Origin of the sequence: Niallia sp. Kr1 (genome assembly GCF_050389805.1) — a bacterium.
Taxonomy (GTDB): Bacteria; Bacillota; Bacilli; order Bacillales; family Cytobacillaceae; genus Bacillus_BD.
The window spans coordinates 1,654,674-1,678,687 of the sequence record NZ_CP130945.1; the positions used below are offsets into that span (position 1 = coordinate 1,654,674).

The window sequence follows — 24,014 nt, forward strand, 5'->3', positions numbered from 1 at the left end:
TATATTCGCAAATGATGTTTAACATGGTATGGGAAACATGTTAAGAATGTGTTAAATGAAAGATAAGATAAAGCCTTTAAATAAAACTGGGAATTGTAGGTAAAAAGAATGTCAAAATGTTCCTCTGTTATCTAAATATGGTTCTAATGTTACAGTTCTATAGGCAGTATATCATGTTCATACCTTAGCTGTAATGTTATTCATGAAACCCTAAAGAAATGTAACCTTATCGTTCTGTCAAAGGTATACAAGCTCATGTTAGTGTTATAACATTCGTGTTTACGAGGAGGTTATTGCACTTATGAAAAATTTATACATGAAAACATTCATTACTGCTTGTGCAGCTGTAATTGCATTTATAGGGGTAAATCATCCTACGGTTACGGTCAAGGCCGCAATAGAAGAGAGAGGCACTATTGATGTCGTAAAAAATGATCTGACAGACAATGTGATTCTTATCGATGAAACCATGCAGATATTAGAACAAAAAAACGCAGCCTTACCGCTGTCTACACTAATACAGGTGGATGAAGATCAACCGATTGAGCCGAAAGTAGAAATAAAAAAAGAGGAACCAGCAGAACCAGCGATTTCTCTTACAACTGAAGAAAAAGACTTGCTGGCTAGATTAGTAGAAGCGGAAGCAAAAGGCGAACCCTTTGAGGGAAAAGAAGCTGTTGCAACGGTTGTTTTAAACCGAGTGGAGTCTCCTGAATTTCCAGATACGGTGAGAAATGTTATTACTGAAGTGGTAGGCAACGCCTATGCCTTTTCACCTGTACAAAACGGTGAAATCAATAAACCGGCATCAGAAGAGTCAAAACAAGCAGTAGACGAAGCATTGACAAGAGACGATCGTTTACATGACTCCATTTACTTTTACAATCCAGAAATTGCAACAGACAATTGGATTCGCAGCCGTGAAGTCGTAACATCAATCGGAAACCACGTCTTTGCCAAGTAGTGAAACAGGGGGACGGTTCTCCTGTTTCATTTTGGTTCAAGTAGGCAGGGGTTCTTTTCCTCAAACCTATATTTGGCAATCAATAAATGCTATTAGGTAATATCTATATGAATGAAAAGAGAGCCTAATATACAAGCGATGTATTATATTTAGGCTAAAAAGGATTCCTTTCTGTATTAAGTTTTCTATCGTCCAATATATGAGGTAGTTACCGGAAAGGAATGACAAAGTGAAGCTGATAGCATAGAAAATCGGTTCCGTTATAACACTGGAAACCGATTTTTTTGAGTTTTGGTCAAAATAGTCTATTGGTTTACTAGTTTGTTATCATTGGAAGCGAGGAATGTGGAGTTTTGTGAAAGGATATTTCTCATCCCGCCACCGACAAATTTTTGACCTGTTACATAATCAGATAAACCAAAAGCTAAAAATAAACAGACTCCGGCAATCTCTAGCTGTGCCCATCCGCTGTATTAGCATTTCTTTCTTAGCTAAGGTTTCCGTAAAATTGAACACGCTCCGGTCCAGATGATTTTACATTGCAGTGCTAATTCGAATGTAAGGTTGTGAGTGAGGCTCTCAAACGGCTGCCTTAACAGCATGGTAATGTAAGACAACTGTGTAGGCATCAAATGCTCCCATTGAAGTGAAGTTGATGATTTTTCCATATTTTTGTTTTTTGATTGTGGTAAAATTTCTGGCTTGGATGTAGTGTGTCATTAAGGTTTAAGTCAATGTTCGATCCCAATCCTCCATATTAATGTGGTCACTCGTGCCATATGCACCAAATGTACCACCCGCACACTTTATTAAAATGTCATACTTCCCAAATTCTGAAATCGTGCATTAACTAAATCCTTAATAGCTTTCGTGATTGTTGTATTTAACTATCATCAATTTGCGAAACTATAATTTTACTTCTGCCTTTTTCGTTTTTGATAATGAGCTAGATTTTATTCTGAAATCCTAGCTATAATTCTAGTTGTTGGGTTCCGATATGTCGATAAATTTTGAATAATAAAATAATCGAGTGGAGAAAAATAAATATATACCATGCAATAAATTATATTAATAACTTTCTTTCTTTCGTTGGTTTGAAAATTTGATTTACACGTTACGACAACCGAAAAGAGAATATAACTATGTCATAAGGGGTTATTATGGGTGCTGTTTCTTGATAAAATTATTTTGTCACCGAGATAGATTTTTTATTGAAATAATATTATAAAAGTCTCCTAAAAGTTTTAATTATTAATTTTCAGAAAATATTGACAAATATGAACTCTGCAATTAATATTACAGTTAGTTGAAGAAAGCGCTTTTAACAACGAGAACTAATTGATCAGAAATGTGATAGTAAAATTTTAGTAGTGATTCGAAACTGTATTTTTTGATGGCCAACAAAAAATACAGGAGAAGAATAACGAAACAAAAGGATAAGGAAGTATTTCAGATTTATCTTAATACGAGGGGGAAAAGGTTTGAGAAGAAGTGTTGGGAAAAAAATGCTTATGTTTCTGGTTGTCATAATCGCGTTTCAGGATGTTGCAGCAGGTGTAGCTGGGTCAATCTTGGCTGATATCATTAATGCTTATCCAAATTATGATCCGACCATTGTCATGATGGTTGCTACGTTTCCTGGATTAATCCAAATCATTCCAGCACTATTTTATGGGAAACTATCGAAAAGATTTAATAAGAGAACCTTGTTATTTACAGGTTTAACGCTGTTTATTATTGGTGGAACTCTTCCAACTTTCATTGATAGCTTGCCTTTGATTATCGCGGCACGTGGGATATTAGGTCTCGGTGTTGGGATAACAATGCCGCTTTCCGTTGATATCATCACGGAATTCTTTGAAGGAAGGGAGAAAGACTTCTTAATTGGTTTTGGAACTTCAACGATTGCTTGTATCGGGGCCATTTTCTTCCAACTAGGAGGCGGAATGCTTGCTGATGCTTACGGATGGCAATATGGTTTCCTAACTTACTTATTTCCTATTTGGATTTTGGCGGTTACTTTCCTTTATCTTCCAGAGCCTGAGAAGAAAGAGCATTCGAATACATCAAATGTTGAAGGACAGAAAAAGGTTAAAATGCCAAAAGCGGTTTACTGGACTGTTTTGGCTCAAGTGTTCTATTCTGCTTTAATTTTTGGCTACGTTACAAATATCTCTGTTGTGATTCAAGCAGATAACCTAGGAAATGCAACCGAAGCCGGAATGGCAATTTCTGTCTTTACATTTGGTACCTTACTTGCAGGATTTGTTTTTGGAAGATTTAAGCATATGCTGCCAAGAATGTATATGCCTGTTGGGATTCTAATTACGGGAATTGGAATGGCCATCTGCTATGTCTCACCAAATTTAACGCTTATTTTTTTAGGAAGCATTATCGGGGGAGCTGGAATGGGAATTGGGCTTCCAGGAATCTTTGCAAGGGTTTCTGATATTACTCCTGCCGCCATTACTTCTGCTGGTGTTGGTTTGGTGGTTGCCGCTCAAGGTGTTGGCGGAATTTTAGGACCATTTGGTTTCCAAGTTGTTCAAAATATCTTCAATCAGGGCATTGGTCGTTTCCCATTAGCTGTAAGTTCCATCGGTTTAATTTTATTGGCCATTGTTTGGGTATTAAGTGGAACAAAAGCACCAAAGCAGGATTTAGAAGTTACCTTAAATCGATAAAATCAATAGATTATTTAAGTAGGTAGATGCGGAAATTTCTTCGGTTTAGCTTTTTGATAGGGATCAAGACTGCTAGTTTTGAGAAAAGATCGATGAAATTTCTAGATTGAAGAATAAGGTCGCTAATATAACAGGTGCTGGCAATGGGCAAGGAGCTTTTGAAGCGGACCTCTTTGCTAAAGAGGGTGCGGCTGTTGTCGTTACTGATATTGATGTTGGACAAGCAGTAAAAGTTGCCCAGAGAACCAAGCAAAATATGGAACTGCAATAGCACTTAACCTCGATATAGCCTCAGAAGAAAATTGGAAAATTGTGATGGAACAGTCGAAGGAAGTCTTTGGGAAAATTGATATTCTCGTGAATAATGCAGGAATTCATAAAGAGACGATAATGTCTAAAATTACTTTAGTAGAATGGAATCGATTGCTCGAAGTGAATTTAACTAATGGAGGAACAATGGCAGGTTCCAAAATAGTTGAATAGGCAAAGAAGAAAGTTGATTATTTAAATTCGGAATAATCAGACGTGTAATATTTTTTACAAAACTGAGGGGGGTTAAAGTGAAAGCTGTAAGGAAAAAATGGTCCATATTATTAATTGTGATGACAAGTTTAGTTGTATTACTTGCTGCTTGCGGGGGCTCAAACAAGAGTTCATCTAAAGCAGGGGGGTCTGAAGGTGATGTCATCGAATTAGTGGTAAATAGTTGGTTTTCAAGTGATGCTGACGTTCCAAACAATGTTTGGAAACCTTGGGCAAAATATGTGGAAGAAAAAACAGATGGAAGAGTGAAAGTAACCATTCATTATAATGGGGCGCTTGCCTCATCGAACGAAGTCCTAGAAGGGGTGCAAAGTGGATTATTTGATGTCGGAATGGCATTAGCACTCTATTACGAAGACTCTCAATTGTTCCCATTATCAATTGGGGAGCTGCCGTTTACCGCAAGTGGTGATCCTGATAAAGCAGCCCAGATCATGCAGGAATTCTCTGCAGAATATGCAGATGAGATTTGGGACGGAGTTGTTAAAGTTGGAGTAGGCTCGCCACCGCCGAACTATATTTATTCAACTGAACCCATTGAAAGTATTGATTACTTGAAAGGAAAATCTGCTCGCGTTTCAACAGAACTCGAGGCCTTGCTCGTTAAGAGTATGGGAGGGACTCCTACACAAGTAACTTTTGAAGAACTCTATAACTCTCTTGATAAAGGGATGATCAACTCCTTCTTTAGTACACACGATGTGTATTCAAATTTACAGTTAGTGGAGGTATCCCCATATTTTATGGGCGATCCAATGAAATTTGTTGTGGGTACAGCGGTTATGAATGAAGACTTCTTTAACTCTTTGCCTGAAGATGTACAAACCTTATTTGTTGAAGATTTGAATCCAAAATGGGAAGAGTTGTTCGAAGAAAATGCTCGAAAAATCATGGAAAACGATCCTGAAATTGAAAAAATGGCTAAAGATGCAGGTGGAAGTGTGACGAAATTTTCTGAAAGAGAGTTACTAGAATTCCAACGCTATGCTAAACCTGTTTGGGAGCAGTGGGCAAAGAATGCTAATAAGAGAGGCTATCCAGGAGATGAAATGCTAGAGCGTTATATTGAAATTTCTAAAAAACATGGTGTGGAATTAGAGTTCCTAAAATAATAATTAGCAAATGAAGGTGTATGTCAAATCTGTACATGCACCTTCTTCTTAGAAATCAAATCTCTTTTTTTCTAGCAAACTAATAGAACTAAAACTTATTTTTAAGGGTGATTGTATGAATGTATTTTCAAAAGGGGTGTTCTATATTATGAACATCTTAAAAATGATTGGAATGATTTGTTTGGGTTTAGTAATGCTGATCGTCACTGTTGGGGTTATTTCACGATTAGTGGGTCATCCATTATTAGGTGTCGTTGAGTTAGCTGAAATTATCCATTTTGTTGTGATCCTTTTTGCCTTTGCGTATACACAATCCAAAAAGGAGCATATTTCGATTGGTCTGTTAGTTGATCGATTTTCACCAAAAGTTCAGATGATCTTTGACAATATTGCTTATTTGTTAACCGTTTCTGTTTGCATGGTCATAAGTTACGTGTTTTTTACGATTTCAATGGAAGAAACGAAAAGGACTTTATTATTTGACTTTCCTTTCCGAATCTTGAAAATCATTGTTACAATTGGTTTTTTTGTTTGGGGACTGGTATCCCTCAGCCAAATACGCTTCAAAACTCCTTTAGAAAAGAAGGGAGTGACAACAGATGTCTAGTGCAATGATTGGAATTATTTTTATTATCATCATGTTTGTGTTGTTGGCTATTAGGGTCCCCGTAGCTATTGCAATGGCAGTTCCGGCGATAGTAGGGATCTTGTATTTACGGAACTGGAATGTTTTAGTGAATGTGGTTGATCAAACGATTATGAATAACTCGCTCAGTTATACGATGACCACCATCGCGATGTTTGTTCTGATGGGGGAATTAATGAACTCCTCAGGAATCAGTAGTAATTTATTTAGTTCTTTTAAAATATGGTTTGGAAAAATTCGCGGTGGGTTGGCGCTGGCAACGGTTACTGCAGGTGCGATGTTTGCGGCTTCTTCAGGATCAAGTATTGCTACAACAGCATCGCTTGGCACCGTTGCATCGAAAGAAATGATGAAAAGCAACTATAGTAAAGCTCTTACTAGCGGATCAATCATTGCAGGTGGTTCCTTGGGTATTTTGATTCCGCCTAGTACCTTTATGGTCATGTACGGTGTGTTAGCTCAGCAGCATATAGGGAAGCTATTAATCGCCGGGCTCATGCCAGGACTTTTGCTAACCCTTCTCTATATTTTAACAGTCGTTATTTATGTGAGAATAAAACCAGACGCAGCGGAAAAAGGTGAAGGCCATTCCTGGGGTAAACGATTTAAGAGTTTATCAAGTACGGTTCCTATCGTGGTTCTTTTTGTGTTTGTGATTGGTGGTCTATTCATCGGCCTATTCGGACCAACGGAAGCAGCAAGTATGGGTGCATTTGGTGCGGCCATCATTGCGATGATTAGAAGAAAACTTACACTAAGAGTAATAGGAGAAGTATTGGAAAAAACATTAAAAACAGTAGGGACTTTGTTTGGAATTTTATTATCTGCACTGCTTTTAAATAGTTTCATTGTTCAGTCAGGTTTGCCAACCTATCTTAATGAATTTTTGACAGGTTTAACATTAGCACCAGTTTTTATTTTTATTTTAATTGTGATCATGTACCTTATTTTAGGCGCTTTTATGGATTCCATGGCAGCAATGCTGGTTACATTTCCAATTGTATTGCCGTTAGTGGAAACATTAGGATACGACCTAATCTGGTTTGGTGTTGTGATGTGTATTTTAATGGAATTGGCACTCATTACACCGCCAATTGGAATGAGTACATTTGTATTAAATGGTGTAGCACCCCAGTTAAAGCTAAGCAATATCTATAAGGGAGGAGTAATCTTCTGTATTCCGATTCTTGCCTTAATTGTTCTGATTTATGTCATCCCTGAGATTGTGTTGTTTCTGCCGAGTAATTTATAGCAAAAATTAATGAATGAATCCACCCTGCGTAGAACGTCGTTCTGAAAACTAGATTTCTATTTAATTGGAAGTCTTTTAAACAAAGCCCGTATTCATAAGGAGGAAACAATTTTGTCATTAAGCAATGAGATCGTACGTGCTGTACGACAAAGACAGAGCCAAGGGTTGTCAGAGGATATCCGCAGTAAGGTTATTCTTCACATTATGGATACGATTGGGATTTCCTTGGCTGCTTATAAAGGCGCACCGGTCGCTTTACGTGCAATCCAGGGGATTTCATTTGGAGTTGAGGGTGGCATGGGGAGAGTGATCGGAAGTGCACGTTGCTTGCCGCCGGCTTATGCTTCTTTTGCAAACACCGCTTTAGCTCATGCTTTAGATTATGATGACATCAATGATTTAGCACGAATTCATCCAACGCCTGTAACTTTAGCCGCTGCATTAGCAGCTGCTGATGCGGGACCTTCGAGAGGAACGGATCTTATAACGGCTGTTGGATTAGGCAATGAGTTGCTGTGTCGGCTTGGACATGCGATTAAACCTTGTGGGACTGGTGCAGATTCCAAATGGTTTTTAAGTCAACTGTTCGGTTATTTGGGTGCAGCCATTACTGCCGGACTTATTCTTGGGTTAAATGATGATGAATTGATACATGCACTTGGACTAGCCTATATGCAGGCTGCAGGGGGGAAAGAGTCGGGGGTGGGGACTGGTTCGCAAGCGAGAGCCATTTATCCAGCCTTTTCCTCAATGGGAGGGGTGCAAGCCGCGTTATTAGCTCATGCCGGAATAACAGCACCCGCAAGTTGCTTAGATGGAAAAACGGGTTTTTTTAGAAATTATCTTGGTGAAAATTTAACGGAAGAACATCACAGCGTATTATTGAACACAGAAACATGGGCATTCTCTCATACATCAATCAAGCTTTTCCCTAGTTGTCGTTATTCTCATCCTTTTATCCAATCAGCTCTGGAACTTAGAAAACAGTTTAGGTTGGATGAAATTAAGGAGATCGTTATTGGGATAAATCATACAGCAAATATGCTATGTCAGCCCCTTGAACAACGCTGCCGCCCAACAACCATACAAGATGCTAAGTTCAGCATTCCATATATGGTCGCCTTTTCTTTTATTCACGGAAGGGTGAATTTGAATAATTTAACCGAGGAGTCCTTAAAGGATCCGCTAATTTTAGCATTTACAGACCGGATTAAAATTGAACAAACGCAAGAGGATGCACCTGGAATTCCATTAGGGGATCTCAAAGTGATCGGTACCCGTGGCACAAAAAGAAAGATTAAACGGATAGACTCTGAAACCTCCGTTAATGAAGTGAAGCAGAAATTCATCGAATGCATGCAGTTTGGAAATGTGGGAGATCCCGAGAGGCAATGGGAGTTATTAAGTGATCATTTGGATTACGATATCATTAATAAGTTACCAATATTGGATACAAAAGAGTAGAGGAAACGCTGTAGCGAGCATTTGCGACAGCGTTTTTTTGTGATAGGTTTTGGTCAAGGCAGTCATCAGGAAAATATCAATGATTAAATAAGGGAGTCATGCTTTTGAACTCTTCAGTAGAGCATATAAATCTATAACTTTTATTAATTTTCTAAAAATATTGACTTTTTAAAAAACAAATACTAGAATTATAGATGTGTAATTATAGCGTTATAATTACAGGCTTTTTACGAAATACATGGAAAAAATTAAGCTACTAGAATTTCAGTTAAAGGATCGTTGGAATAGTTATTAATAAAAAGTGAGGGATATGTGATGACAGGTATTAGTACTCGTAAAGTTCAAACAGGAAATTATCAAACATTTATTAATGAAGGCGGTGATCGCTCTTCTGAAACGATTATTTTTCTTCATGGAAGTGGCCCAGGGGTTAGTGCACAAACAAACTGGCGTAAAATTTTGCCGCATTTTCAGGATAAATTCCGTGTAATCGCACCAGATATTTATGGATTTGGGGAAACGGATCATCCTGACGATCCTCCGAAAAACGGAGCGCAATGGATGAATGAAAGGGTCAAACAAATTCTAACATTGATGGACAATTTAGAAATTGAGAAAGCTCATTTAGTAGGGAATTCGCTTGGAGGGGTTATATCACTCTTTTTAGTGATGTATGCACCGGAGCGTTTTGACCGAGTAGTACTTATGGGAGCGGGCGGTGGTTTAAAAGAACCAACACCAGAATTGGCGAAACTAGCAAATTTTCATAGAGATCCAGATCCGGTTAATTTTAAAAACTTGTTGAGATGGTTTGTAGCAGATGAAAGTGTTGTAGAACATGAACTTGATCAAATTGTTCAAGAAAGATTGGAAGCATTTAGTAGACCAGAAGTTCGCAGGTCATATGAGGCGAATTTTTCCGTGTCCCATTTATCCGATATGCTCGTACCACCTTCTGCACTAAAAAGAATGGACAATCCATTTCTTCTTATTCACGGACATGAGGACCGTTTTGTACCGCTTCAAAGTAGCCTTTATGTGATGGATTATTTACCGAATGCACAGCTTCACGTATTTAAAAATTGTGGACATTGGGCGCAGATCGAACAAAAAGAAAGATTTCTAAAACTAACAAGAGATTTCTTCACTGGTGAAATTTAAGCTGACAAAACGATAACTTCTCCATTCACATTCGGTTCTCTTATTGGTTTTATCGATAAAGCTTCCTATTAGAATTTCACGAATAACTATCATATTATTAGATTATTAAAATAAGAGAGCCGGGGTGCATGGATTGAAAAAAGAAAAGGCATATGCCTATATTAAAAGACTAATTATGGATGGAAAATGGGATGTGGAAGAACCCATTAATGTCAATGAAATTACGGAACATCTTCAAATGAGCCGGACACCTATCCATAAGGCTCTAACACAATTACAACAAGAGGGGTTTCTAACAATCATTCCACAAGTCGGAGTTTTTGTTAAAAAACCGAAGAAATCAGAAGTAATGGAGCGCATATTGGTGTGTTCCAATTTAGACGTACTTTTGGCAGAACAAGCTGTACCAAGAATAAGTGAAGAAACCATACACGATCTGGAAGAATTATTAATTAAGATGGATTGTTCAGAATTATCAACGCAAGACTATTCCATTCTCAATATTGAATTTCATTCAGTCATTTATGCTGCTTCAGAGCTTACATACACCATGGAATTAACGAGACAAATTTGGGATTATTTACAATATATTGGAAATCCAGACATACTTTTTTCAAGCGAGAAAAGAAAGCGCTCTCAGAGGGAGCACTGGATGATCTATCAAGCGATTAAAGACCGGGATAGTCATTTAGCCAAAATACTTATGGAGAAACATGTCCGCCGAATTTCCGAATCGGTAGAGGAGAGTTTCAGAAGCGAGTAGAAGTATCGAATCCCTTATTCGTGAGGTGAAAAGGATGGAAATCCAAGACGTTATAGCAGAGAATAGTAAAAAGATCCTAACAAATACAGTTGCTTTTGGTGTTTTAAGAAATGGGTTAATTAAAAACTTAGGAAAAAGAAGGGCTACAGGTTTTCTCCTGCGTTACGGGTGGAATTTAGGTGTAAATGATGCAACAGAAGCAATGAAAACAAGTTCTTCTGTTGATGATCTTATTAATAAGGCGTCTACACTTCATTTAAGTACAGGGCATATATCAGATATAGAGTCTGAGAGACATATAGAAATGGACGATTTCGGAAAAGTGACCTATATTCGAGCAACAGGTAAATGGATTGACTCGATTGAAGCGAATGAACATGTAAAACATCTTGGTAAATCAGATACCCCAGAATGTCTAACATTAACAGGCTATGCTACAGGGTATATGACGACCATTTGTCAAAGACCAGTATTTGCAAAGGAAATTAGCTGCATTGCCAAGGGAGATCCCGAGTGTTGTTTTGAGGTGAGATTACAAGAGGATTGGGGAAAGGAAGTTCAGGAACAACTGCAGATGTATCATGATATGAATATTATTGAAGAGTTAGAGGGCACTTATGAGCAGCTTCTAGAACAACGCAACTATATAGAAAAGCTCTCAACCTTTCAAAAGAAATTGACTGATAGCATTTCAAACGGTAGTAATTTACAGGATATTGCCGATACCACCTATAAGTTCCTTCAGATTCCCATTGCGATAGAGGATTTGGGCTTTCAAAAAATCGCGATTTCAGGAGTATCTGAAGAGGAGTACCTTGGGCTCAATGCTGATATAGAAGAAAATTGCACACAGGGAAATAAACATTTGCTACCGGACTACGATCAAACAACAAAGCTAGTCACGGAAAATCAAGTGCGATTAATCACCCCTATCATGGTTCAAAAGAAGATTATTGGATATTGTACATTCCTTTACTACAAAAATGAATATGATACTACAGACAATGACACGATGTTTATTGAGAGAGTGGCAAACGCAGCCTCGCTTTATCTTTTGAATGAAAAGATGAGTTATGAAGCACTTGAGAAAATGAAGGGTCATTTTTTAGAACTCATTTTAAAAGGCGAATTTCCCTCAAAAGAAGAGATAATAAAACGCGGTAGTTTTATGGGGTATGACTTCAGATCTCCTTATCGAATTGCTGTCATTGAATATGTCAAAAAAGGTGTGAAAACCCAGAAGAAGGATTTTAACTTACAATTGTTAGAATCCATAACGAAATATATGGATATTCAAGGCTATAAAACCCTTTTTTGTTCATATGAAGGGCGGATCATTATGTATATTCCGTCAGTAGCAAGTCAACAGGTAGATTTGAGGAAAATCCTTAAGCATATCGAAAATACAAACCCTTCCTACAGTTATAAAATAGGGAAAAGTGATGAATCGAATGATATTGCTAATATATCAGAACATGTGGATGAGTGTCTAATTTCACTACGGATGTCTACGGACAAAAAAATAATCCACTTTAGTGATCTAGGAATTGTTGGTGTTCTGATAAATTCCAAAAATATCAATGGAATCAGAAAAATTGTTAAACAAGAACTCGGTCCTTTATATCATTCGAATGATGCAAAAACGAAGGAACTAATTAAGACCTTATATGTATTTTTGAATAATGGTGGGAAACTGCATAAGACGATGGAGGATCTTTCATTATCGATGAGCGGACTAACCTATCGAATCAATAAACTAGAAAATCTCCTGAAAAAAGATTTGCGAGATTCCTCCCAAAGCTATCAGCTACTCCTTATTTTAGATTCGATGATCGCGATGGGTGAACTGAAAATATAAGAAACCCCTTTAAGAGTATTTCGTGACTGGAATGCTCTTTTTCATTTCTGTAAATCAAATTTATAAATAGGAAGAAATTGCTCCTTTTTTCCTCATGAATAAAAAAACCAATAAATATCATTGAAAATGAACAGAATAGTCAAACAATTTTTCCTCTAGTATTAATAGCTTGAATTTTCTAAAATTTAGTTATGAAAAGGTTTCCAAAGAAAGAGTTTAATAGAAAATCAACTTTGGATATAAAGGGAGGAGAAGATTTACAAATGGCTGAAATTACACAACAACTAATTAACACAGGAAAGTATGAAACATTTTTAAATCGTGCTGGTAAAGGAAATTCAGAGACTATTTTGTTTCTACATGGTTCTGGACCAGGAGTTTTTGCTTGGGCAAACTGGCGTTATGCGCTAGATGACTGCGGTGTGCAATATGATTGTTTGGCTCCAGACTTGGCAGGGTTTGGTAAAAGTAGTCACCCAGAAACACTACCGAAGAATAGACAAGGGTGGATGGATCATTGGGTCGCTCAAATGATTGAACTTCTCGATGAACTAGGAATTCAAAAGGCCCACCTTGTAGGAAATTCACTAGGATGCTCAATCGCACTAGAGCTTTTACTAGAACACCCCGAACGGTTTGAAAAAGTGGTATTAATGGGGCCTGGTGGGACACCAAACACAAAACTAAGCTTAGAACTTGGTCGCGCTAAAGGCTTTTATGACAATCCTACTGAAAAGAAGATGCGTCAAATTATGAGCTGGTTTGTCTATGATGATGAAAAGCTCGCACCGGAAATCGATGCGTTAGCAGAAACACGTTATGAAACAGCGATGCGTCCCGAAATCCAAGCTTCTAATAATTCCATTTTTGCTACTGCGGCTGTTCCGGTTCCTGTGACAGCACTTAAACGAATTAAACAACCTGTTTTGTTAATTCATGGACGTGACGATATGGTTTGTTCGGTTGAGTCCAGTTATTACCTCTTGTCGCATCTGCAAAATGTTCAAATGCATGTATACGGACAATGTGGTCATTGGACACAAATCGAAAATAAAGACAGTTTTAATTCATTAATTCTTAATTACTTTAACAATTCCATTTAACTTCATTCAGCAAAAGCCCTTCACTATTTAAGCGAAGGGATGGATATAAAAGTAGGTTCTCAGATAAAGTAGGGTGCAAATTTTGACTGAATGAAGTTAAGCCTACGGCAGATGCCACGGATTTTTAAATGTATTTGATAGAGCAAACTCGATAAAAATCCGTGTGCAAATTCGTCGAGCGAATTTGATTTAAAAACATACCTAAAAAGGAGTGGAGCATTAATGGCTGAAATCGTTGCTGGTGTGGCAATTTCACATAGCCCCTTAATTATGTCGAATGAGGAAAGGGGTGGAGAGAAGGGACAAAGGTTTTTACAAAAATCGAGGGAAATGAAGGAATGGTTAGAAGAGGTGGGAGCAGATGTATTAGTACTCATTTCGGATGACCACTTTAACGAATATTTCTATAATCATATGCCAACCTTTACGATTGGAATTGATCAGTGCGATGGCTTAGGGGATTGGCTGCTACCAAAATACAAGGTTCCTGTTGAGAAAGATTTAGCCAAACATATTCTTCATACAGGGCTGAAAAATAATATTGATTTTTCATTCACGATGTCGATGAAAGTGGATCATGGCCACACACAAGGAATTTACTTTTTAAACCCAGATCTAGACATTCCAGTTGTTCCCATTGCGATCAATACGGTTGCCCCACCGCTACCGACAATGGACCGTTGTTTCCAGTTAGGAGAGCTGTTAAAAAAAGCAATAGGATCGTGGGATGCCGATAAAAAGGTCGCGATTGCAGCTTCTGGTGGATTATCCCATTGGGTTCCCGTTCCAAAGGTGGATAGTGAAAAACCTGAAGAGCAGGAAATGATTCATTTAATGAAAAATGGTCTAAGTGTTGTAGACGTGCCAATTGAAGAATTCTATCAAGGTAGAATTGAACGAGTCACGAAAATTCAATCAGGACCTGTAAATGAGCAATGGGATCGTGAATTCTTGCAGCTTATTAAAAATCGCGATTATGAAACATTGAGAAACTGGAGTTCAGAAGAGATTGAAGAAAATGGCGGAAATGGCGGACAGGAAATCCGAAACTGGATTGCATTGCTTGGAGCCGCACAAGACTTAGAGGCTGAAGTTGTTTACTATGAGCCGATTCCAGAATGGGTAACAGGTATGGGAATTGTTCAGTTCAAACAACCTGTCAAGTTAAACAATCCCAAAAATGCGACCGCTACAGGGATAAAGGGCTAAGAACAAGTAAAACGTATAAGTTTCTGTATGAAAGGAGGATTTATATTGAGTAGTCATTATGAAACCGACATCGTTGTCGTCGGGGCTGGAAATGCAGCAATGTGTGCAGCGATAGCAGCAAGGGAAAATGGGGCCAATGTAATGGTTTTAGAAAAATCCCCAGAAGCGGAAAAAGGTGGAAATAGTACGTATACACATGGATCAATTCGTTTCGCCTATAACGGGGTGGAAGATTTAAAGCAAATTATGCCCGAATTGACCCAAGAGGAGCTAGATATGTCTGATTTTGGCTCTTATACAGAGGAAGACTTTTTTGAAGACATGTGCAAGCTTACCGATTATCGAACAGATCCAGAATTAGCTTCTATTTTAACAGGTAAAAGCTTTGAAACCATGAAATGGCTAAGAAATCATAAGGTAAGGTTTGTACCGATTTATGGGCGACAAGCCTTCAAAATCGATGGGAAATTTAAATTTTGGGGTGGAATGATTGTTGAATCTGTCGGGGGCGGTCACGGTTTAATCGATTCCTTACACCAAGAAGCGAAAGATTTAGGTGTCACCGTATTATATGATGCGATGGCGACCGAACTCATCCATGATGATGAAGGTGTACATGGAGTGATTTTTAAGCATAAAGGCAAAACAACGGAAGTACATGCAAAATCGGTGATCATTGCATCAGGTGGTTTTCATGCGAACACGGAAATGAGGACTCGTTATTTAGGTCCGAAATGGGATTTGGCAAGACCAAGGGGGAGCCGCTTTAACACAGGTGAAGGAATTCAAATGGCGTTAAATATAGGGGCCATGCCACATGGAAATTGGTCTGGAGCGCATGCTGTCGGCGGTGACCGTTATGCTGAATCATTAGGGGAAGGTTTCCAAAAACTGAGCTATCCGTTTGGAATTATCGTTAATGGGGATGGAAAACGGTTCGTTGATGAAGGAGAAGATTTCCGGAATTACACATATGCAAAATTAGGAAGATTGATCCTTGAACAGCCAAATCAATTTGCTTGGCAAATTTTTGATTCAAAGGTGACTCATTTATTGCGTGATGAGTACAAATTGAGAACGGTGACAAAAGTAAAAGCCAATACATTAGAAGAGTTGGCCTCCAAATTAGAAGGGGTCGATCCAGAGAAGTTTTTACAAACAGTAAAGGAATACAATGAAGCCGTTCGTCAAGATGTCCCATTTAATCCAAATATTAAAGATGGCCGCAAAACAGAGGGCTTGGCTATAAATAAGTCTAACTGGGCAAATCCGCTAGATGAAGGACCATTTGAGGCTTATGCCGTGACGTGCGGAATTACGTTTACTTTTGGTGGTTTAAAGATCAACTCGCAAACGGAAGTTCAGGATTTAATTTCTCAATCGATTCCAGGTCTTTATGCAGCAGGTGAATTGGTTGGCGGGCTATTCTATTTTAACTATCCTGGTGGCTCCGGATTAATGGCAGGATCAGTGTTTGGAAAAATTGCTGGAGAAAATGCAGCCCAATATGTGAAACGCAATTTAATTAATCAATAGCTTAATAGAAATAAATAGTATAAATCGTGAAAATATTATCAGAAGATTAAGAAAACAAAAAATGGATGAAAAGGGAGAGATAAAAATGGTTAAAGTGGCTCAAGAAGAATCTGTTTTTCTAGAAAAAGCCCGCGAGTTAGTCCCGAAACTATGGGAACGCGCACCAGAAACAGAAAAAATTCGCCGTATACCTGAGGCAACCATGAAGGAATTAAAAGAAGCAGGGTTGATTTCAATGCTTCGCCCAAAACAGTATGGTGGTTATGAAACAAATATGAGAACGTATTCAGACGTTATTGTCGAGATTTCCAAGGGCTGTGCTTCCACAGGATGGATCTTAGCACTATGCAGTATCCGAGAATTAATGGTCGCAGAATCCTTTACAGAAAAAGCCCATCAAGAAATTTTTGGTAGTGGAGAAGATGTTATATTTGCGGGCGTATATGAGCCAAGAAAGTGTATTGCCAAAAAAGTGGATGGCGGCTATTTAATCGAAGAAGGGTACTGGGGTTTTTGTTCAGGTTCCCTGCACGCAAATTGGGGCTATTTCGGGATGGCGATCGTGGATGAGGAAGGAAAACTGGTCGACCAGGCTTTAATGACTGTGCCGTTTGATGAGATGGAAATTATCGATGATTGGCACACGTTAGGACTACGAGGAACTGGAAGCAATAGCGTGAAAATGCATAATGTGTTTATCCCAGAACACCGAGTTGTATCGTTTGATGAAGCCCTAAATGGAAACTTCCAATCCGAACATTTGCGCAATATTCCATTATACAATACTGCTCTTTTCCCAGCGCTGATTTTATCGTTAGGTCTACCAGGATTAGGACTTGTAAAAGCGGCATTATCGTTCTTTCAAGAGTTCCTTCCGAACAAAAGGGCTGCTCATATTGGGGTTGAGTATTTAAAGGATTCTCCAAGTTTACATGTACAACTCGCTGAAGCTGCCTTAAAGATCGATTCAGCCGAAATGCACTACTTTAGAGTTGCTGATGAGCTTGACAAGTGGGCAGAAAGCGGCGAATACATGGATCGCCCTGCACGTGTTAAAGCCTTAGGCGATATTGGTTTTGCCAATCAATTGTGTAAAGAAGCGCTTGACATTTTAATGCTTGCTAGCGGTTCTGGTTTCGCTTATGACGGCCACCCGCTTCAACGAATATTCCGTGATTTCTGGACACTTTATTCACACCGTTCACTATCACCATCCATTACAAAAGAAAATTACGGCAGAATTTTATCCGGATTGCAGTCAAATGCAATGAGATATTAATTTCCTTCAGCAAATGTTTTTGTACCGAAAGCTTGCGGCAGGTACAGAAGTCACCCACTTCTATAAGTGGCGAGATGAATGCAGACTAAATACGCCCTTGGCAATGTCTGCATGACCAGCATACGCTGTCCTCAGTGGGGATTCAAACCCTGGCTGAAGGAAGTTAAAGACTCCGGCGGATGTCTCGGATTTTTTAAGGGTAATTTCTCGAGCGAGCTCGAGAACAATCCGGACGCAAATTCGACGGGCGAATTTGATAAGTTTCCTAGAAATGCATTCTAATTATATTTTAGCAAAGGGGGATTTACTATGAGTCAAAGTGTTTTGGAAATAAACAAGGAATTGGTGGATAGAGCGCGATCGTTAATTCCGGCTTTACGTGAACGGGGAGAAGAAACAGAAAAATACAACCGTATTCCAGAAGCAACTATACAGGAGTTAAAGGATAATGGTTTGTTAAAAGTATTGCGGCCGAAAATGTTTGGTGGGCACCAAACCAATATGCGTACCTATACAGAGGTTGTAACAGAAATTTCACGTGGAGATGGATCGGCTGGATGGTTCGTTTCTCTTAGTAACATCCGGGATTATATGGTTTCCTACGCATTTGGTGAAAAAGCATTAAATGAAATCTATGAACCTGGCAAAGAAATTGTGTTGGCTGGAAATTTTAAACCAATTAAATGTGAAATTAGAAAAGTAGAGGGCGGATATTATATTGACGAAGCTCAGTGGCCGTTTGTTTCTGGTGGACCACATGCCCATTGGTGCTATTTTGGATTCCCCGTCGATGACGGCAATGGTGGAATGGAAATGGCGATCATGGTTGTCCCAAAAGAAGATATCGAAATCCTTGACGATTGGCATGTAATGGGATTAAAAGGCTCTGGAAGTAACAGTGTAAGAATCAAAGATGCGTTTGTACCAGAACATCGCGTTTCTTTGGACAGGCTGGCAACGAAAGGACATTACATGATTGAACCCCTTCAATCGGTTCCATTATATCAAACACCATTTGTTCCATCACTGACGTTGTCAATTGTCGGTCCAGCGTTAGGGCTTGCACAAGCTGCCATGGATCTTCATATGGAACGAGTGAAACGAGCTGGCATTGGGAATACCTTCTATACAAAGATGAGTGAGGCACCTATTACTCACTTACAAATTGCACAAGCTCAGTTAAAAATTGATTCTGCCGAACTTCATTTATATCGCGCAGTTGATAGGCTTGATGCATTCTCAGAAGCAGGACACAAGATGACAATGGAAGAAATTGTCCAAATGAAAGCTGACTTTGGTTATGTGAACCAATTATGTAAAGAAGCCATTGAACTGTTGTTAGCAGGAGCTGGATCTGTATTTACGTATGAAAACAATGCATTCCAAAGAGTGTATCGGGACTTCACAACCATGCATTTACATGGATTTATCACACCGTCTAGCTTAATTGAAACATACGGGAGAGTGCTGTGCGATCAAGAGCCAAATACGTATTTTGTTTAAGAAGAGAAATAAGAGTTGTTAAATTTTCTAAATATTAAAATTTCATATAAAATGGGGGAATAAAAAATGATATTACCAGAAATCGCTAAATTAGGACACGTTGCATTGGTGACACCAGATCTTGAGAAGTCTTTATGGTTCTTTAAAGAATTAATTGGTTTAGAAGAAACTGAAACCGTAAATGGTACGGTCTATTTACGGGCTTGGGGGGACTTTGAACATCATACCCTATCCTTAACAGCAGGCGACCGTGCTTATGTGGATCACATTGCTTGGAGAACAAAACGTCGGGAAGATGTAGCAGAGTTTGCTAAGTTACTAGAAGAAGCTGGTACCGAAGTAGAATGGGTCGAAGCTGGAGTCGAAGCTGGTCAAGGGAAAGCAATTCGCTTCCACTTGCCAAGTCAACACCGTTTTGAAATTTATTATGATATGGAAAAAACTTTAGCGGATCCTGCAAGACGTTCAGTGTTAAAGAATCAAACGTATAAGGCATGGGCACGCGGTGTATCACCACGAAGAATTGATCACGTGAATGTGATGACATCAATGGATGTAAAGATCATTACAGACTTCTTACATGAAAAATTAGGATTTAAAATGCGTGAATATATTAAGGCGCCTGATAATTCCTATTTAGCAGGATGGATGAGTGTAACTCCGCTTGTGCACGATATTGCCGTCAGTGGGGACCCGCATTCACCAACAACGCATCAGATTCACCATATTTCTTACTGGTTGGATAATGCGCAAGATTTAATTCGTGCAGCAGATATCTTAAAAGAGCATGGACTCACATTTAAAGGACCTGGTAAACATGGAATTTCTCAAGCGATGTATGTCTACGTTTGTGACCCGGGAAGCGGTCTACGTGTTGAGTTATTTACAAATGGCTATTTAATCTTTGAACCAGATTGGGAGCCAATTGAGTGGACACTTGATGAAATGGATGTGGGCTTTACATTCTGGGGTGATCAAACCGATACGATTCCAGAAAATAATCCAACCATTGACGCATCAGGGGGCATCACTGAACCGAAAATAAAAATTTGAGGAATGATATTTTAATATAAACCATCAGTGGGGGTAGAAGAAGGCTAACATCGTGGTGTTCGATGTGTAGTATAGCCCCCACTGATGGAATTTTAATTTTTAGATGGAGATTTCTCATAGGCTTTAAATTTGAAAAAACGAAGGTGGATATTGAAAATGAGTCAAAGTCAATTAAGCATGATGCCATTAAAAATAGACAAATCAAGACGATTGTGGTTGGCCCTATTATTAGGGTCCTTTGCTGCAATTGCTCCTTTGTCAACAGATATGTATCTACCTTCATTACCAGCATTAGCAGAAGATCTACAAAGTAATACCTCGGTCGCACAACTTACGTTAACGGCAAATTTACTCGGTTTAGGACTGGGTCAACTATGGCTAGGTACGTTGAGTGATCAAAGAGGAAGACGGATGCCTCTGATCATTTCATTGACCGTGTATTGCCTATCCTCTTTTTTGTGTACGATTGCCCCCTCTATTGATCTGCTCATCATTTTTCGTTTTATTCAAGGGGTTTCAGGGGCCGGGGGAATGGTTATTTCTCGAGCCATTGTTCGGGATTTATATAGCGGCAGTGAGTTAACGAAGTTTTTTGCACTATTGATGCTGATTAATGGGGCAGGACCGATCGTGGCACCAGTCATTGGTGGGCAGCTTCTGCAGTTTACCTCTTGGCGTGGGATTTTTGTGGTATTAGGGTTTTTAGGAATTCTGATGATCTTGGGTGCAATTTTTAGCATACAGGAGACTCTTTCCACTGAAAACCGTATTGCCGCTGGATTTAAGAATACACTCCTTACGATCAAAGGTCTTCTTAAGGACCGAATATTCATGGGGTATGTCTTTACACAAGGATTTGTCACTGCAGCCATGTTTTCTTACATTTCTGGATCTCCATTTGTAATCCAAAATATTTATGGAACCTCTCCGCAGATGTTCAGTTTTATTTTTGCCTTAAATGGATTAGGGATTATTATCGCAGGTCAGACTACGGGTCGGCTTGCTGGGCGGGTAAAAGAAGCAACTCTTCTTAAGATTGGATTGAGTACCGCCACATTTGGCGGGTTGCTACTCTCTATCATGCTGTTATTAGAAATTGGGCTTATTGGTGTGCTTTTTGCCTTATTTTTTGTTGTCTCTAGTGTAGGAATTGTCGGGACTTCCGTTTTTTCCTTAGCGATGGAAAGTCAAGGGAAATCGGCAGGAAGTGCTGCCGCTTTTTTAGGACTCATGCCTTTCGTTTTAGGTGCAATGACAGCTCCATTAGCAGGTATCGGAAACGGACATTCAGCTTGGCCAATGGCGATCGTGATCTTATTATGTGAAATGATCGCTGTGATATCCTATCTATTTCTTGTAAAAAGAAAATAATCAATCATGATGGGTCCAGGTTTGTAGGACCCATTTCTATGTTTTCGGGAAATTTGGGCTATAAATCATGAAATATTGATAGTAATTAAATATTTTCCGAGTGCTAGTCTAGTAAAAACCAATAAAAATCATTGAAAACATAGAGAGAAGTTAACGGTTTTTTCCTCTAGAAAAAATATACGGAATTTTCTAATATTTAATCAAGGTCACGAAAGGAAAAATAAAAAAGGAGGGCTGCAACTGCATGGAAACGATTTATCTGAATCAAGACAATCTAATACTTTGGCAGAAAAAGGCAGACCTGAGCGTCATGGCGTTAGGATTTTTTGACGGAGTTCATAAAGGTCATTTAAAAGTTATTGAGACGGCCGATCAAATAGCCAGAGAAAAAAATCAGCTACTGACTGTGATGAGTTTTTTTCCTCATCCAAAATCCGTTTTATCCAACGGAAGAAAAACGATTGATTATTTAATGCCTCTTTCTTCAAAGGAGAAACTGCTGAGTGATTTAGGTGTGGACAGATTCTATATTGTTCAATTCACGAAAGAATTTGCAACACTTTCACCAGAAATGTTTACAGCCCAATATTTATTGGGACTTGGTGTCACCCATGCAGTTGCAGGCTTCGATTATACGTACGGATCAAAGGGCATTGGCAATATGGACCGGCTGAAAGCCGATTCCGGTGGTCTTCTAGAAGTGACAAAAGTATCCAAAGTAGAGTGCCAAGGAGAAAAAATTAGTTCAACCTCTCTTCGTGAGAAATTAGCACAAGGAAAAGTGGAGGAGGTAAGTAAATTACTGGGACGCCCCTATGAAGTGGAGTGTGAATGGAACGGTGCTTCCCTTAAGGTTAAACCTTACTATACATTGCCTCGTCCAGGCAGATATACCGTAATGTTAATAGGGGACTCTAGTAATCAAGAGTTCGAAGTGATCGTAAATGATCAAAAACAGTTAATCCCACTAGATATTATGACTACATTTCTTTCTAGTTATCGTGGCCCACTTACAATCAAATGGCATCAACAAATATATGAAGAAACCGCCATGGTTGAAAAGAAGTTGATTCATATTATCTAAGAATTCAAAAATACAGTTGAAACTAAAATTTTGTAAATAGGTGGTTATCAATCATGTCAAAAACAAAAGAATTTCAGAAACTTATAACAGAACCAGGTGCTTTTATCCTGCCAGGTGCTTATGATGCGATGTCAGCTAGACTAATTGAAGAAATTGGATATAAGGCAATCTATGCGACAGGTGCAGGGATCTCAAATGCTCAATTAGGATGGGCGGATGTAGGTTTAACAAGCTTAAAAGAAGTGGTTGATATCGTCACTCGTATGGCGGACGTAACATCCATCCCGATTGTGGTAGACGCGGATACGGGGTTTGGAAATGCGATTAACGTAATGCGAACAGTAAGAGAATTTGAAAGAGCGGGAGTTGCTGCGATTCAACTGGAAGATCAAGTTTCGCCGAAGAAATGTGGGCATTTTAATGGAAAAGATGTGATTTCAAAAGAAGAAATGGTGGGCAAAATTAAGGCTGCACTGGATACCAGACAGGATGAAAACTTGGCGATAATCGCAAGAACCGATGCATTAGCCGTCTATGGAATGGAAGAGGCGATTGAAAGAGCTCATGCATATGCGGAAGCAGGGGCGGATATCATCTTTGTTGAAGCTCCAACCACGATTGAACAATTAAAGCAAATCACAAGTTCATTAAAAGGAATTCCACAAGTTCTTAATTTAGTAGAGGGTGGGAAAACGCCACTTGTTTCATTAAATGAAGCTGAGGAGTTAGGATTTAAGATTATGTTATGTGCAAATACAGCTCTTCGCTCAGCCATAAAAGGGGTTACCGATTCTTTAAGAGTTTTAAAAGAAGAAGGATCTCATGAGAATGTTCATGACTTGATTTGTACTTGGGAAGAAAGACAATCCCTTTTCAAACTCGATCAAATTAAGCAATGGGAAAAAGAGTATTCACATAGTTAAGATCACATTTCTAATGACAAGAGTCAAAGGTGGTTATTAAAAAATGGAAAAGGTGGTAAAAGGAATGGAAAACTTGGTAACAACAGTACAATCGAAAAGCATTAGTCTTGATTTAGCAAATAAAATGATTGAAGCAGCAGTAGCAAAAGGAAAAGAACTTGGAATGCCATTTAGCATTACAATTGTTGATAAACCAGGAAATTTAAGAGCGTTTGCAGCAATGGATGGTGCTCTTCCTTTAAGTATAGAAGTCGCCCAAAATAAAGCGTTCTCAGCAGCCGTATACAACAGAGCAACGCATGAATGGTATGACAGAATTAAGGATGATCCGCCATTGCTACACGGAATCGTTCATACAGAAAGATTGGTCATCTTTGGCGGAGGCTATCCAATTAAAATCAATGGAGAGCTAATCGGTGGAATTGGCGTTAGCGGCGGTCATTACACACATGATATGCAAGTATGTGAAGCGGCATTAGAAGTGTTAAAAAACCTAGAATAAGGAA

22 protein-coding genes are annotated in these 24,014 nt (G+C 38.8%); 21 read left to right on the forward strand and 1 reads right to left on the reverse strand.

Annotated features, from left to right (window positions below; translation table 11 throughout):
* Positions 1 to 301: 301 nt before the first annotated feature.
* Positions 302 to 964 (forward strand): cell wall hydrolase, encoded by a 663-nt coding sequence (locus tag Q5760_RS08255; RefSeq protein ID WP_428911715.1) that lies wholly within the window; start codon positions 302 to 304, stop codon positions 962 to 964.
* A 579-nt stretch (positions 965 to 1,543) separates the two neighbouring features.
* Here Q5760_RS08255 and Q5760_RS08260 read toward each other — a convergent pair.
* On the reverse strand, positions 1,544 to 1,684 hold the full coding sequence (locus Q5760_RS08260; protein ID WP_428911716.1) for a hypothetical protein: 141 nt from the start codon (positions 1,682 to 1,684) through the stop codon (positions 1,544 to 1,546).
* Between the two features lie 761 nt (positions 1,685 to 2,445).
* Here Q5760_RS08260 and Q5760_RS08265 point away from each other — a divergent pair.
* From Q5760_RS08265 to Q5760_RS08360, 20 genes are all read left to right on the forward strand, one after another.
* A complete protein-coding gene (locus Q5760_RS08265) occupies positions 2,446 to 3,648 on the forward strand; it encodes an MFS transporter (RefSeq protein WP_428911717.1) in 1,203 nt (400 codons plus the stop codon).
* 106 nt (positions 3,649 to 3,754) lie between these two features.
* Positions 3,755 to 3,919 (forward strand): hypothetical protein, encoded by a 165-nt coding sequence (locus Q5760_RS08270; RefSeq protein ID WP_428911718.1) that lies wholly within the window; start codon positions 3,755 to 3,757, stop codon positions 3,917 to 3,919.
* 14 nt (positions 3,920 to 3,933) lie between these two features.
* Entirely contained in the window at positions 3,934 to 4,131 is a 198-nt protein-coding gene (locus tag Q5760_RS08275; RefSeq protein ID WP_428912528.1) for an SDR family NAD(P)-dependent oxidoreductase, read from the forward strand.
* Positions 4,132 to 4,208: 77 nt separating this feature from the next.
* Positions 4,209 to 5,303: a TRAP transporter substrate-binding protein gene (locus Q5760_RS08280; protein WP_428911719.1), complete on the forward strand. Its 1,095-nt coding sequence runs from the start codon at positions 4,209 to 4,211 to the stop codon at positions 5,301 to 5,303.
* 148 nt (positions 5,304 to 5,451) lie between these two features.
* A complete protein-coding gene (locus tag Q5760_RS08285) occupies positions 5,452 to 5,910 on the forward strand; it encodes a TRAP transporter small permease (protein WP_428911720.1) in 459 nt (152 codons plus the stop codon).
* Entirely contained in the window at positions 5,903 to 7,201 is a 1,299-nt protein-coding gene (locus Q5760_RS08290; protein ID WP_428911721.1) for a TRAP transporter large permease, read from the forward strand. Before Q5760_RS08285 ends, Q5760_RS08290 begins: the two co-directional genes overlap by 8 nt.
* Positions 7,202 to 7,312: 111 nt before the next feature.
* A complete protein-coding gene (locus tag Q5760_RS08295; RefSeq protein WP_428911722.1) occupies positions 7,313 to 8,665 on the forward strand; it encodes an MmgE/PrpD family protein in 1,353 nt (450 codons plus the stop codon).
* Between the two features lie 315 nt (positions 8,666 to 8,980).
* The gene (locus tag Q5760_RS08300; protein WP_428911723.1) at positions 8,981 to 9,826 is read left to right on the forward strand and encodes an alpha/beta fold hydrolase; all 846 of its coding nucleotides are present in this window, start codon (positions 8,981 to 8,983) and stop codon (positions 9,824 to 9,826) included.
* 133 nt (positions 9,827 to 9,959) lie between these two features.
* Positions 9,960 to 10,589: a GntR family transcriptional regulator gene (locus tag Q5760_RS08305; RefSeq protein WP_428911724.1), complete on the forward strand. Its 630-nt coding sequence runs from the start codon at positions 9,960 to 9,962 to the stop codon at positions 10,587 to 10,589.
* A gap of 34 nt (positions 10,590 to 10,623) precedes the next feature.
* The gene (locus Q5760_RS08310; RefSeq protein ID WP_428911725.1) at positions 10,624 to 12,447 is read left to right on the forward strand and encodes a XylR N-terminal domain-containing protein; all 1,824 of its coding nucleotides are present in this window, start codon (positions 10,624 to 10,626) and stop codon (positions 12,445 to 12,447) included.
* A gap of 233 nt (positions 12,448 to 12,680) precedes the next feature.
* Positions 12,681 to 13,550: an alpha/beta fold hydrolase gene (locus Q5760_RS08315; protein WP_428911726.1), complete on the forward strand. Its 870-nt coding sequence runs from the start codon at positions 12,681 to 12,683 to the stop codon at positions 13,548 to 13,550.
* Positions 13,551 to 13,772: 222 nt separating this feature from the next.
* The gene (locus Q5760_RS08320; RefSeq protein ID WP_428911727.1) at positions 13,773 to 14,759 is read left to right on the forward strand and encodes a hypothetical protein; all 987 of its coding nucleotides are present in this window, start codon (positions 13,773 to 13,775) and stop codon (positions 14,757 to 14,759) included.
* A gap of 45 nt (positions 14,760 to 14,804) precedes the next feature.
* On the forward strand, positions 14,805 to 16,295 hold the full coding sequence (gene tcuA, locus Q5760_RS08325; protein WP_428911728.1) for an FAD-dependent tricarballylate dehydrogenase TcuA: 1,491 nt from the start codon (positions 14,805 to 14,807) through the stop codon (positions 16,293 to 16,295).
* Between the two features lie 85 nt (positions 16,296 to 16,380).
* Entirely contained in the window at positions 16,381 to 17,574 is a 1,194-nt protein-coding gene (locus Q5760_RS08330; RefSeq protein WP_428911729.1) for an acyl-CoA dehydrogenase family protein, read from the forward strand.
* A gap of 309 nt (positions 17,575 to 17,883) precedes the next feature.
* On the forward strand, positions 17,884 to 19,077 hold the full coding sequence (locus Q5760_RS08335) for an acyl-CoA dehydrogenase family protein (RefSeq protein ID WP_428911730.1): 1,194 nt from the start codon (positions 17,884 to 17,886) through the stop codon (positions 19,075 to 19,077).
* Between the two features lie 66 nt (positions 19,078 to 19,143).
* Positions 19,144 to 20,130 carry a VOC family protein gene (locus Q5760_RS08340; protein ID WP_428911731.1) on the forward strand — a complete coding sequence of 329 codons (987 nt, stop codon included), beginning with the start codon at positions 19,144 to 19,146 and terminating at the stop codon, positions 20,128 to 20,130.
* Between the two features lie 156 nt (positions 20,131 to 20,286).
* A complete protein-coding gene (locus tag Q5760_RS08345; RefSeq protein ID WP_428911732.1) occupies positions 20,287 to 21,501 on the forward strand; it encodes a multidrug effflux MFS transporter in 1,215 nt (404 codons plus the stop codon).
* A gap of 244 nt (positions 21,502 to 21,745) precedes the next feature.
* On the forward strand, positions 21,746 to 22,585 hold the full coding sequence (locus tag Q5760_RS08350; RefSeq protein WP_428911733.1) for an FAD synthetase family protein: 840 nt from the start codon (positions 21,746 to 21,748) through the stop codon (positions 22,583 to 22,585).
* 53 nt (positions 22,586 to 22,638) lie between these two features.
* Positions 22,639 to 23,508: an isocitrate lyase/PEP mutase family protein gene (locus tag Q5760_RS08355; RefSeq protein ID WP_428911734.1), complete on the forward strand. Its 870-nt coding sequence runs from the start codon at positions 22,639 to 22,641 to the stop codon at positions 23,506 to 23,508.
* A gap of 43 nt (positions 23,509 to 23,551) precedes the next feature.
* On the forward strand, positions 23,552 to 24,010 hold the full coding sequence (locus Q5760_RS08360; RefSeq protein ID WP_428911735.1) for a GlcG/HbpS family heme-binding protein: 459 nt from the start codon (positions 23,552 to 23,554) through the stop codon (positions 24,008 to 24,010).
* Positions 24,011 to 24,014 lie beyond the last annotated feature (4 nt).